The sequence below is a fragment of the Limnothrix redekei LRLZ20PSL1 genome (assembly GCF_043235035.1).
Taxonomy (GTDB): domain Bacteria; phylum Cyanobacteriota; class Cyanobacteriia; order CACIAM-69d; family CACIAM-69d; genus CACIAM-69d.
Window position 1 is genome coordinate 1 of the sequence record NZ_JAZAQF010000023.1, and the last position, 12,996, is coordinate 12,996.

The window sequence follows — 12,996 nt, forward strand, 5'->3', positions numbered from 1 at the left end:
CTACCACTACCGCAATGCTTGATCAACTGCTGGCGGTTGCTCTTCGATTAATTGATCCCCAATATCTCAGAAACTGGTTTGCTCATTGCTGCTACTGCACCTCATAGCACTGGAAAGTGCTGTAATTACGCGAATCTCCGATGAATTACTCGGATTTTCAGAGTTTGCAGTCGATAGACTAAGGTTTTGCATGACCAATGGGCATGGGGATTATGCGGATTGATTCGATCGCATTGTAATGATTTTTTGATAAGCAAAAATACTTACTCTATTGCTGATGCATGATCAGTCAACAATTTCTGAACTATTGCCCCACCTCGCACCCGCTCAATTGATGGTCGGTTGCCCATCTTTGGGGGCCAACGGTCGATTCGGGCGCTGCCGCTCCAGACGCTTGATACACCAGACGCTTGATACAATTGCCGACATCTGCAAATCACGCTAATCAGGTGAACCTATGAGTGCAATGTCCCAACTGCAATCCGCCCTCGATCGCGGCCAAGCCTTGAAAGCGATCGCTGGTTTGAACAATTTCGACGGCGATCGGGTCGAAGCGATCGTCAAGGCAGCCGAGCTGGGCGGTGCAACCTTCGTGGACATTGCCGCCGATCCCGCCTTGGTGCAACGGATTAAGGCGATCACCAGCTTGCCCGTCTGCGTGTCTGCCGTGGAACCCGCCAAGTTTGTGGACTGCGTGGCGGCCGGCGCTGACCTGATTGAAATCGGGAACTTTGACAGCTTCTATGCCCAAGGCATTCGCTTTGAAGCCGCCGAAGTGTTGGCCATGACCCAAGAAACCCGCCGCCTGCTGCCCGATGTGCTGCTGTCGGTGACGGTTCCCCACATTTTGGCCCTCGATGAGCAAGTGGCCCTGGCGGAAGCCCTGGTGGCCGCTGGCGCAGACATCATCCAAACCGAAGGTGGCACCAGCAGCCAACCCGTCCATGCCGGTAGCTTGGGCTTGATTGAAAAGGCGGCTCCCACCCTGGCCGCTGCCTACGAAATCAGCCGCGCGGTGTCCGTGCCGGTGCTTTGCGCGTCGGGGATCTCGGCGGTGACGGCTCCCCTGGCGATCGCGGCGGGTGCTGCGGGCGTGGGCGTGGGTTCGGCCATCAACAAGCTGGACAGTGAAATCGCTATGGTGGCTGCTGTGCGCTCGATCGTTGAGTCGTTGACGGGCACTGGCACAGCTTTGGGCACTAAGAACCTGCAAGCCGCCTCAGGCACTGGCACTGGTACAGCTTTGGACACCGAGAACTAGCGCCTCAGAGTTCCGATCGCTGCCAATTGCGGTGGGCGATCGGGATTGAGCCTAAGCTCAGCCAGCAACCTCACGGATGGCTGATTTTCCCAAACCTCAAAAATGAGCACAGAAGCCGCCTCTCAAGGGTGGCTTTTTTGGTCTTGTTTTTCTGATTTGATAGGATCAATCGCGATCATCCACCCATTTAGCAACGGCGGGATCATTGATGCTCACTCCTGATCAGCGGCGGGCCGCGGAAGCACCCCAGAGCGTGGCAGTGTTGGCAGGGGCCGGCACGGGCAAAACCCACATGCTGGCTGCACGCTACCTGTACCATGTGACGGCATTTGGCTTCTCCCCGATCGAGATTGTGGCGGTCACCTTCACCCGCAAAGCGGCGGAGGAGTTGCGATCGCGCATTCGGCAGGATTTGCAACAGCTTTTGGCCACCGAAGCCGCAGCTCTGGCCAGTGGCCATCCATCAGCCCTGACCCAACTCTACGATCGCTGGCCAGGCTGTGACCTATTGGCCGATTTGGAAGCGGCGGCCGTGAACACTTTCCATGCCGTGGCGGGACAAATTTGCCGAGAACAAGCGCACCATTTAGAATTAGCGCCCAACTTCACGATTCAAGAGGCTTGGGAAACGAGTCTTTGGCAAAAGGAACAGTTAGATTTGGCGTTAGATGAGCTGCCAGAGTCGCATTATGCGGCTGTGCCCTATTCCACTTTGCGCCCTATTTTGGAAGGATTATTAGCCGATCGCTATACGGCAGAACAGGCCTTGCAGCGCGATCGCGCCGATTGGGAAACACAGGTCGAAATTTGGCGACAAGCAGCGCTCGATCGGCTGGTGAATGCTCCCAGTTGGCAATCGGCACAACAGTTTTTATCCCAATGGGCTGGAAAGCCCGGAGACGGAGCCGAGGGCAATCGGCAGCGAATTTTAGAATTAATGGATGCGATCGCCCAAGATCGCAATTCCGATCAATGGGCCACTTGGGCAAAGGCGATTGATTTTAGTAAAGGACGAGGCAGCAAGAAAAATTGGGATTCTGCGGATCTTTTAGAATCCGTCAAAGCAGCGATGAAGGCTGTGAGAGGTCAGATTAACCAGGCCTTGAAAGAAGGAGCCATTCTTTGCAAATTAGGAGAAGTTGACGATCGCTTTGAGGAAAAACTGAAAACTATTCGCCAAGTCTATGGTTGGGTGCGTTCTCGCTTGGAAGTGGCGAAAAAGCAAGCCCGGCTCATGGACTTTAGCGATCTGGAATGGTATGCCCTCAAGGCGTTGGAAATGCCGGAAGTTCAAGCCTACTATCGTCAGCGATGGCAAGCATTTTTGGTGGATGAATTTCAAGATACAAATCCGGTGCAAAGCGCCTTGCTCGATCGCCTGCAACACGATCGGGCAAAGGTGACGATCGTTGGCGACGGCAAGCAATCAATCTATCGGTTTCGCCGGGCAGAAGTGGGGCTATTTCAAGATTGGTGCGATCGCCTGGCCCGCTCTGCCGAGGGCGATCGGGTCAGTTTGTCCCAGAGCTTCCGCACCCATCGGGATTTGGTGGCCGCTGGGAATGCGCTTTGTGAGCCGTTGTTGAACGAGTTGCACCAACCCTTGCGGGGCGATCGGGCAGAACCACCGCTCGATCGCCCCGTGACCCTGTTGGCGGTGGCGGCCACCAGCAAGGCGCAGAAGGTTGCGATCCGGCGGGTGGCTGAGGCCCAGGCGATCGGTCAACGATTGCGCGATTGGGTCGATCGGGGATTGCTGATTTTTGACAAGGCCTTAGGAACCCCTCGCCCGCTGGAATTTCGCGACATTGCAATTTTGGGGCGCACCCATCGGCAACTGAGCATCATTGCCCAAACCCTAACGGCGGCGGGGTTGCCGGTGAATCTCTGCTCCGGCGACTTGCTGGATACCCGTGAGGCAAAGGATGGAACCGCTTTGCTCCGGTTTTTGGCAGATCCGCAAGATAGCGTGGCCCTGGTCACGATTTTGCGTAGTCCTTGGTTTGCAGTCAGCGATCGGGCCCTGTTCGCGGTCAGCCGCCAGTTTCCAGCGCCGGAACCCGCCACCCCCGATGGATCCCCCGCCCCGCGCCGATCGCCCAATTGGTGGGCCGCTCTGCAAGAGTTGCTCACCGATTCAGCGACTTTCAATCAGTTGGACGAGGGCGATCAACAGGCCCTGAAGCGGGCGGTGGAGCAGTTGCGGCGCTGGCGGGGCGATCGGCGGCGGGAACTGCCCTCCCAGTTGCTGCACCGGGCCGATCGAGCCACGGGCTACAGTGCCACGATCGCTAACTTACCGGACGGGGCCCGCCGCCTGCGGGATTGGCGCGACTTTGCCGACTGGATCGCCCAATTGGAGGAAGGGGTGGGCGACACCTTTGGCGTGGTGCGGCGGTTGCGACGCATTGAAACCGTGCGCCGGCTGAATTCTGGTGACCTCAAAACCCTCTTTGCCCGATCGCCCCTGGAAGCCGGTAACGCCATTGACCTGATGACCATCCATGCGTCCAAAGGGTTGGAATGGCCGGTGGTGGTGTTGCCGGATCTGAATCCCCAGCGAGATTTCCAACAGTCAACTTCTTGGCGAATGAGCGCGGACTTGGGATTCGTGTTCCAGTGGCGTGACCAACCCCAGGAAAATCCGCAAATTCCCGCCCTGTGGCACTTGCTGGCAGCGGCCGATCGGGAAGCGGAGCAGGCGGAAACCCGCCGATTACTCTACGTTGCTTTGACTCGGGCCCGCGATCGGTTGCTCCTGAGCGCCAATTTGCCTTGGCATGAACAAAAGGCTGAAAAGGCTGAGAAACCGGACAAATCGGACAAACCCGAAACCAGCGAGGACGAAACGGGCGATCGCTTCCGTCCTTGGGATTGGGTGCAAGGGGTAGCCCAGGCCCAAGGCTGGCTGATCGACTGTGTGATGATCCCCGCAGACTCGCCGGATCTTCCCGATCGACCTGATTCAACCAATCAACCTGATCCAACCGATCAACCCGATCAGCCCGATCCAACCAATCAAGCTAATTCCCAAAGCCCCCAAGACCAAACTGCTCCGGGCAATTGCCCCCCAACCGCCCCCCGCCCACTTCCCGGCGACGGTCAGCCCCTTTGGGGTTGGGTGTCCTCCGGCTTGGATGAATTACCCGTAGTGGCGCTCAGGGAATATGCACGCTGTCCCCGGCGGTTTGCTTGGCGCATTGTGGACGATCGCCCCCCCAGCGGTGACGGGCCCGCCCGATCGCGCCGGATTGGCACGTTGGTTCACCGGGCGATCGAACGGCGCATTCAAAATGTTGCTACCCTAGCGGCCCAGGATCCCGGATTGGATCTCGAAGCGGTCAGCGAAGCCCTGACCCTCGCCGATCGATTTTGGCAAGATCCCGCCTTGGTGCCCCTGAGCCACGATTCCCAAGCTCAGCAAGAAGTGCCGATCGGGTTTGATTTGGCGCTGCCTCACGGCCAAACCCTGCGGCTGAATGGGGTGGCCGACTGGGTGGGAACCGCTGGAGTTTTGGACTTCAAGACCGATCGCGATCGCGTGCCCAGCGAACACCGACTGCAACTGTGGGCCTATGCCCATGCCTTGGGGGCCGATCGCGCCGCCCTGGTCTACTTGCGCCATCCCGATCGCCCGATCGAATGGTTCACTCAGCCCCAACTGCAACCGCTGCAAGCCCAAGCGATCGAGATTGCCCAACGAATTCGGGCAGGACAATTTGACCCCACGCCGGGCCCCGCCTGTCAGTTTTGCCCTTACCACGACACCTGTGATGCGGCCCCACGGGACATTTCAACCTAGGCCATTACCGAGAACTGGGGCGATCGCGCGGCACATCCCCCGCCAAGGAAGACGGTTGCCGGATTGCCTCATAGGGCAGCGCCACAATTCGATCGCGCCCCTGCTGTTTGGCTTCGTATAGGGAGCGATCGGCCCCGGCAATCAAATCAGAAATTTCATCTCCCGACTGGGGAATATGGCTCATAATTCCAATGCTTAAAGTCACGTGTCTACTCACCTGGGAACCACTGTGGGGAATCGCCAACTGATGAATTTGTCCGCGAATTTGATGTGCTAATTGCACCGCTTCCACTAGGGTCGTGTTGGGTAGCAAAACCGCAAATTCTTCGCCCCCATAGCGTGCCGCCAAATCACTACTTCGGCGGGCATGTTCCCGAAGAACTTGAGCGATCGCCGCCAAGCATTGATCGCCCATTAAGTGGCCATAGGTATCATTATATTTTTTAAAATAATCCGCATCACAGAGCATTAAAGATAAGGGTTGGGTCGATCGTAAACATCGATTCCATTCCGATCTCAACACTTCATCAAAATGCCGACGATTGGCAATTTGCGTCAGTCCATCGATGCGAGCTTGGTGAGCTAATTGTAATTCCAGTCGCTTGCGATCGGTAATATCCATTACCAAAAATCCAACACGATAGGGCTGATGATTTATATCAAAAATTGGAAAATAGGACACTAGCCAGGTATTCTCAATTCGAGATTGAGTAGAAATTTGGGCATTAATTTCTTGATTCAAAATCGAATCACCTGTGCTAAAAACCGCTTGAAACAGTGGCTCCAAACTCGATCGCAACCCAGGAACCACATCCCAAATCAAGCGCCCCAAATGCCCCGACTCCGGCAATCTATTAATCTTCGCCAATACCTGATTCACCCGCACATAGCGATAGTGATGATCAATAATTCCCATGCCCCAAGGCGCTGCCGAAAAAAACGCATCCAGTTGCGCTTCACTTAACCGTAAGTCAGCAGTTCGCTCTTCAATCCTAATTTCCAATGTTTCAAGCATTTGCACCAAATCTGATCGAATGGCTTGGCGCTCTTGAACCGTTGCCGATAAAATCAGCCCCGTAATTGCAAGAATTCCGATAAATGATTGCAGCAAAATAATGGATTCATTGGGCGTGCGATCAGAAAATGATCCTGTTCCTTGAGAAGTGGCGATAATTGCTGCTAAGGAAATGATCGCAACTCCCAATGCTGAAATCAGCTCCCCCAAGCGGAAAACGCTCCAAATTAAAATTGCAAAGAGAATATAAGCCAAAGGATAGCCATAAAAGAAGTCAATCCAGACAATGGCTGCCGTAATAACCACAATGGCACTACTTTCAAAATTCCAGTCCATTGCTTGGTGTAACCCCGCAAAAATCCGTCGCCACCCCAATTCCTTCAGCAGCAAAATTGGAGGAGTAAAGATTAAGTGAGCTAACGTGCTCGCCAGCCACCAGGACAACCAGCAAACTCCATAGTCTTGCCAAGTAATTGTGCCAATCCAATAGGAAATGGTGATGCCCATGGTGGCAGATACGAAGGGCCCGGCGGCCGCTGAAATGACGAAAAAGGATGCTGATTTCACTCGACCGGAGGCGCGATCGAGCGTGGCGTTCTTCTGAAAAATCCACGTGCTGATCAAGGGCTGAAGGCAGTTAGCCAGGGTGCAGACTAAGTTGAGAAGAACAAAACTCGCAAAAGAAAATTTCCAATCAAAAAATAGTGGAATTAGACCAAACATTGATCCACAGATAATTCCGGGGATTGCTTTAAGTCTGTAATAGTAAAAAATGGCAAAAGTTAGCCCTGAAGGCAGCCAAACTGAAGCAACTTTACCCGGCAAAGAGATAAATTCTAAGCTAATGGTTGCTAAGAGGGAGTAAACAACGGCGATTGCTAGGTTAGAACCAATAATCTTGAGAGAGTCTTGACCAGAGAGATGCTGGCGATCAGAATCAATCTCATTGAAAATTTGTTGCCAAAATTGTCTCATCGTTTCATGGGTCTCTTGATGTTTATCTACGTGTCAACGCATATAACAGACCTGTAATATTTTAAGCTTGCAACTTTTGTTCTACAGCTTAATAATCATAAATCCAAAAAAAATTAATGAGAAGATTAATTTTCGATCAATATAGATCTTTTCATGAATTTGATTCAAAGATCTGATCTGATTGGCACAATCTTAAGGGCCTTGAAAATGTACGATCGCCTAGAGTTGTCCCACTTTGGGGAAAACACCAAAGAAATGACAAGCCTTAAGGATTTCACCAATTTTTACCCATTGTCGATCTCAAGATCGCCAGCCTAAGATAGGCGTTGCGTTTATACAGCATCCAGCGCTGCATTCTGGTTAACGAATTAACGAAACGTTGACCCAATGCCGATGGATTGTTCAAGGAAGTTCTCGATCGAGCGACAAGGACATTTTTATGAAATCAACGATTGGACTGGGTTTTGCGAAAACATTGGTTGTCACCCTGCTGACAACGGGGGTCGCACTGCCGGCGGTGGCGTTGCCGGTGGCCACGGCCCACAGTGCGACTGCCGCGCAGACAGATAAACAAACCCAAAAGAAGCGCATTGTGGTGCTGGATTTTTATTACGGCAATACGGGCGACACGGGCTATTGGTCGAGCTACCGGGGCGGTGCAGCGGGCACGGGGGTGAGCGAGTTGGTGACCAATGCGCTGGTGGAAGGGGGTAAATATCGCGTGGCCGATCGCAGCCAAGTGGCGCGCACGGACGGAGAAGTGAGCACGGCGCGGGCGGTGGAAATTGGCAAGGCCAACGGGGTGGATGCGGTGATCATTGGCACGGTCACGCAGTTCACGGTGGAAAGTCGGCGGGCCAGTGGGGGCGCTTTTGGAATTGGAGGCAACTCGGAAGAGACGATCGCCCGGGTGAAGTTGTCGGCCCGCATTGTGGACACGGCCACGGGTGATATTTTGGGCACGGCGCGGGGGGAAGCGGAGGCCAGTTCCCGCAGCGGTGGCGGCTCGGTGTTTGGTGTTGGTGGCAGCAGCAGCAGCGCCGATGGCAATGCCCTGTTAAGCAAGGCGGTTGAAGAGGCCGTTGGTAAACTAGCAACGGATATTCAAGCGAAGTTTTAAGCGGCTTGGGCGGATCTCTTGTGCTGGTGCTCACGGATGCTCCCAAATGAGGGTTCCAACCGATCGCCCTGTTCCATAGCTCCTAGTCCATAGCTCCTAGCCCATGACTCTTAGGGGGCCTGAAAAGCCAAAACTGCCACCTTGCGGGTTTCAGCGATCGACGAAGACAAGGGGCTTCAGCCCCTTGCCCCACGACTAGATGCTTTTCAGACATCCTCTTAATCCATGGCAAAATCGTCGTTTCGATCGCGCCGATCGGGGTTGGCTTCTCGCCTGCCACCGGTCTCGCCCCCTGCTCCGCCGCCCGAATCTGCCCCACCGGCTCCTGTCCTGGTGCAGGAACCTGTTACGGCCCTCGCGCCGCTTGCCACTCCCTGGCAACTGACTTGGGGCCATGACTTGGCGCGATCGGGCGATTGGGACGGCGCGGCGATCGCCTATGGTCAAGCCTTGGCAGCCTACCCGGGAGATGGGTTAGCGGCCTTGGCGTTGGCGCGGGTGGAGCTACGGCGCGATCGGCCTGCTGCGGCCTGGGCCGTTTTGGAACCTCAGTTGCCCCAATGGCCCACCGCTGGGCCTCTGCTGCTCACGGCCAGCCAGGCCCAAGCGGCCCAAGGAGAACTGGCCATGGCGGAAGATTTGGCATTGCGGGCCTGGTTGGCGGATCCCGATCGCCCGGAAGCTCGCCGTTGGTTAGCCCAGCTCGATCGCCTGGCCCATTCTCCCTTTCAGCTCATCGATAGCTGGCGGGGGCGACTGGCGGATCATTGGCTTTGGGCCCTGGCCGATCGATTGGGCCATCAAGAGCAACTCACTCGTCTGGAAACCGAGACTCCCCTGGACGATCGTCCCTTTGCGGCCCAGGTGGACAATGGCTCCCTCTGGCATTGGCGGGGCATGGTGGGGGTGTTTGATGCCCAGCAACGGTTAATTTTGGAGCTGTCCGATGGGGCCTTGCCCCGTTGGCTGCAAATGCAACCGCCCAGACCCATGCCAACTGTGCAAGTGGCGGGTCGGGTGGCGGTGCTGGCCAGCGGCGCGGGGGATGCGATCGACCGTTGGTTTCAGGAACTGTTGCCTCGACTGCAGATTTTGCAAAGTTTGGAATCGGAGGGGGGAGCCTTTTGGGAACCCTTTGCGGCGATTGTGGTCGATCGCTTAGCCCATCCTTGGCAACGGGAAACCCTCGATCGCCTGGGCATTCCCGCCGATCGGCTGCTGGAACTCGATCAACACCTGCAAATCCAAGCCGACAGTCTTATTGTGCCGCGCCGCTTCAATGGCCCTTCCAGCTATGGGGTGGCCGCTCTGCGGGCCTTGGGAGCAGACTCGAATCGATCGACCCTGGTTGGGCTTCGGCAAACTGTGCCCAACCGTCGCCGTTGGGTACTTTGGGCCAGCGATGGGCGCGATCGCCCTTGGTTAAACGGCCCCGCCGTGGCCCAAGACTTGGCTCGTTGGGGGTTCAGCTTGCTGGATCCAGCCGCCTGCTCATTGGCAGATTTAATCGGGATCTTTCAAACGGCCGAGGCGATCGTCTCCCCCAGTCATCCGGCCCTGACGCTGCTGCCCCTTTGCCCGCCGGACACGATCGTCCTGGAAGTTGGCTCCCGCACCTATCAACCCTTGGCACAACTGGCAGGACTGCAAGGGCGATCGATCCCTGCGGAACCCTTGCTCCCAGGCAACACCAGCCCAGTGCTTTGGGTGCGATCGGCCGAAGTGCGTGCCGTGCTAGCCCGTTGTTTACGAGGCTTGCGGGTTTAGCACCGCAGCGCTCAGTTGACATCCCCTGAGAGTTTGGAAAACAACGCAACATCCAGAGTTCGCGCTCCTTATATTCCTGTATTCCTGGTTTCTCGCTGAGACAACCGTAAGGTTTGTTGCAGAGAATGAAGGAGTGGCTGCACCAAGACTTGATCCAAGCTATCTAGCCAAATCGTTGGTGACAGAAGGTGTAATTTCGCACTCTGAGTATCAAGTGCTGATGAATGCGCTTTTATTGCGTAATGTAGTTGCGCATGGCTTGAGGGCAATGCAAATCACGCAAGATCAATTACGCAAGAGTCTATATACAGCCTTTATGCCTACTAAGCACAGTCACCCGTAGGGTGGGCACTGCCCACCTCATAATTGCTCCGTAGCATCTGCGAGATGGCGTACCAATCGTTCTAGGTAAAAGCTGTATCAGCTCAGTATCAGCTACATCAGCTAATTGATATTGCAGAGCAATTGTTGACAATTTCACATATGAGTACCAAACCAGACTAATAACTCAAATGCAGCAGATAATTTCAACCCACCGGCACTGCGTTAGAGGTTCTCTGTTGTCGCTGATTTGGCCGAACCAAGTTGATTGCGCCTCGCTACCCGATCGCGCCCTGGCCCGTTGGATGATCGGTTCGATCGCCAGCCTCGCGATCACCTGGGGAGGCGGGACTGGCCCCGCGATCGCGGCGGAAACCATCACCCTCCGCTACGGCCCTTTGGGGGGAGCTTTACCGGTCACCGATTTGGTGACTTGGGCAGATCGGGGAGAACTCTCGGATGATTTGGAAACCTATTTGATCTTGAGCCAGCAACGACCCGATCGGGTGCGCCAAATTCTGACCCAGCGGGTGACCATGCCCCCTGCGTTGCTCGATCGGGCCCTGGCCAGTTCCCAGGGAGCAATCCTGTTGGAGCAGTTGAGCCAAGTGTTGCAAGGGCCCAAGCGCACCGATAACCATCAAAATCTCCGCCGGGCCCTGATGGCCGCAGCGGAGAATGACGGTCAAATTTCCCTGTTGGAGTTACTGCAAAAGTACCCGACCCCAAATGTGGATCTCCGGGTCGATCGACTGGTGAATTTAGCGGAAACTTGGCAACAATGGCGCGATCGGGGTGGTCAGTGGCTGGAGCAGCTCAATCAATGGGGAGACCGACTGCGATCGCGCCTGTTGTTTTGAGAGGGCATTACCCTGGCGACCATTCCCAGGTCTTGCAACCCTAGCGATACAGCAGTCGATTCAGAATGCTGCGACCATTGGGCGAAAACACTTCCACCCGAATCGTGTCCGGATCCGACGGTTGCCAGCTCACCCGATAGCGATGGCCGCTATTGTTCCAGGTGTAGGTGCGGCGGCTGGCATTGCCACCCACGGAAGCCCCGCTCAAAAACAATGAATCCCCGCTATTTTCATTGCGGCCGTAGTAGGTGAGCGCGTTGCCTTGGTAAGCAATGCGCACGGTCCATTCCCCATCGGAAAATGTGCCGGTGGGCAAGCTTTGGGCCAAAACCACCGACGGGGCGATCGCGCTTTCAATCACTGGAACTGCCAAACCGAGTCCAATGGCCAAGGCGATCGCCGGCAGAGACATCATCGACTGCTTCATAGGTTGGAAAACATTGGGAAACGGATCCAAAACGGCTGAGGAGCTGAGAAAAACAATCGGCAGAGATGTTACACACCCCCGCCGAGAAGATCCAACTCGATTTTTATCTACCGCTTCTGAACCCCAGAATATCGGTGGAACCCTGAGATGGAAAGGAGTTGTGACCGATCGCTCGCAATTTTTAACAGACTGTAGAACTTTGCATTGGTTAGTTACCAAAGCGCGAGTTCTCTGGGCAATGCCTCCGTTTCTCCAGGCCGCGCGACGCAAACATCAGGGTTTCAGAAAGAAGACGACAGACCCTAGGGCCTGTCGTTTGTTCCTGGAATCCAGCGGAAATGGTTAATTTTCGATGCCCAAATCGTCGTCGCAAGGGGCTTAGGGATTGGAAGACAACCCCTAAGACAGTTGCCCGAAGTGGGTTTCAATCAGCTCGGGGATCCGATCGGGCGAGATCCGGGTGTGGCGGGTTTTGTCCGGAAGGGTCACCACCGCCGGGCCGCGGCTACATTCCTTGAGACAGCCCGTGGTTTGTACCTTGACCCGATCGCTCAGTCCCCGATCGGCCAACGCCTGGTTAATGGCCCGGCAAACGCCATCGCTGCCCCGCTTCCGACAACTGGACTTTTGACAAATCAGAATTCTGCCGACGGGACGGTTAGAAGGGCCCGTGGTGGAGCGATCGGTTGGGCGATCGGTTGGGCGATTGGTGGAGCGATCGGTTGGGCGCGCAAATGACCGATCGGGTGAGGTGGACTGTGCAGGCGGCGTGAAGGGGGCCCGTTGGGGCATGGGAGCCGCAGCGGGGCGCGTGGGGGGCGCTGCCGGTTGCCGAGTCCAGGGCAAATTAGCCGAGCGATTGAAGGGCGATCGCCCTGCCGGTTCCATGGGTTGCACCGACGATCCCGTGAGGGCCTTGGCCTTGAACTTCACCCACCCTTTGTAGGGATGACATTTGGCCGTGCCCGCCAGGGAAACCCAACTGCCCACGTGCAGGGTGTGGCCCAGGCGCGATCGCAACGGCTTGGCCAATTTGATCTGCTCAATGCGTCCGTCGGTTTCGAGTTGAAGCGCCTTGCAGCGGCCGGCCTTGTCGGTGCGGGTGGCACAAATGCGACCGCTCAGTTGGAAAAATTGTCGTTTTTTAAAGGGATAAAAGACCGATTGCAGCCCAAGCCGAGGGGGCGTGGCGGAGTTGAAAGGATTATGCGCGTTATGCAAGGGGCGATCGAACGAAAACGGCTTCACGAAGTCCTCCAACTATCCAGAAAGATTTGCAATAAGGGAGGCTAAACAAAGGGGGCACGTCGATCGCCACCCCCGCTTCAGCCCATCAGGCTTGATTTATTGAGAAAACTATTCAATTAGAGTTTAGTGGATCTTGGCGCACTTGCATCAAGGTGATTGAAAGAGTTTGCAAGAGGTTGCCTGCGCACAGTTGGATGGGT

8 protein-coding genes are annotated in these 12,996 nt (G+C 55.6%); 5 read left to right on the forward strand and 3 right to left on the reverse strand.

The features are described 5' to 3' along the window. Window positions 1-457 precede the first annotated feature (457 nt). Both VPK24_RS04455 and VPK24_RS04460 read left to right on the forward strand, forming a co-directional pair. Window positions 458-1,261: a DUF561 domain-containing protein gene (locus VPK24_RS04455; RefSeq protein ID WP_393010911.1), complete on the forward strand. Its 804-nt coding sequence runs from the start codon at window positions 458-460 to the stop codon at window positions 1,259-1,261. 208 nt (window positions 1,262-1,469) lie between these two features. Next, a complete protein-coding gene (locus tag VPK24_RS04460) occupies window positions 1,470-5,063 on the forward strand; it encodes a UvrD-helicase domain-containing protein (protein ID WP_393010912.1) in 3,594 nt (1,197 codons plus the stop codon). Between the two features lie 4 nt (window positions 5,064-5,067). On the opposite strand, the gene VPK24_RS04465 is transcribed toward VPK24_RS04460, so the two are convergent. Continuing rightward, window positions 5,068-7,032, reverse strand: coding sequence for a sensor domain-containing diguanylate cyclase (locus VPK24_RS04465; RefSeq protein ID WP_393010933.1), 1,965 nt, complete (start codon window positions 7,030-7,032; stop codon window positions 5,068-5,070). Between the two features lie 460 nt (window positions 7,033-7,492). Here VPK24_RS04465 and VPK24_RS04470 point away from each other — a divergent pair, with 460 nt between their 5' ends. The 3 genes from VPK24_RS04470 to VPK24_RS04480 all read left to right on the forward strand — a co-directional run bounded on the left by VPK24_RS04470 (window position 7,493) and on the right by VPK24_RS04480 (window position 11,121). Next, window positions 7,493-8,173: a CsgG/HfaB family protein gene (locus VPK24_RS04470; protein ID WP_158234356.1), complete on the forward strand. Its 681-nt coding sequence runs from the start codon at window positions 7,493-7,495 to the stop codon at window positions 8,171-8,173. A 225-nt stretch (window positions 8,174-8,398) separates the two neighbouring features. Continuing rightward, window positions 8,399-9,940 carry a glycosyltransferase 61 family protein gene (locus VPK24_RS04475; protein ID WP_393010913.1) on the forward strand — a complete coding sequence of 514 codons (1,542 nt, stop codon included), beginning with the start codon at window positions 8,399-8,401 and terminating at the stop codon, window positions 9,938-9,940. A 560-nt stretch (window positions 9,941-10,500) separates the two neighbouring features. Further along, entirely contained in the window at window positions 10,501-11,121 is a 621-nt protein-coding gene (locus tag VPK24_RS04480; protein ID WP_393010914.1) for an alpha/beta hydrolase, read from the forward strand. A 40-nt stretch (window positions 11,122-11,161) separates the two neighbouring features. Here the strand turns inward: VPK24_RS04480 and VPK24_RS04485 are convergent, their stop codons facing one another. Both VPK24_RS04485 and VPK24_RS04490 read right to left on the reverse strand, forming a co-directional pair. After that, window positions 11,162-11,548 carry a hypothetical protein gene (locus tag VPK24_RS04485; RefSeq protein WP_199312387.1) on the reverse strand — a complete coding sequence of 129 codons (387 nt, stop codon included), beginning with the start codon at window positions 11,546-11,548 and terminating at the stop codon, window positions 11,162-11,164. Window positions 11,549-11,947: 399 nt separating this feature from the next. Then, a complete protein-coding gene (locus VPK24_RS04490) occupies window positions 11,948-12,796 on the reverse strand; it encodes a (2Fe-2S) ferredoxin domain-containing protein (RefSeq protein WP_393010915.1) in 849 nt (282 codons plus the stop codon). Window positions 12,797-12,996 lie beyond the last annotated feature (200 nt).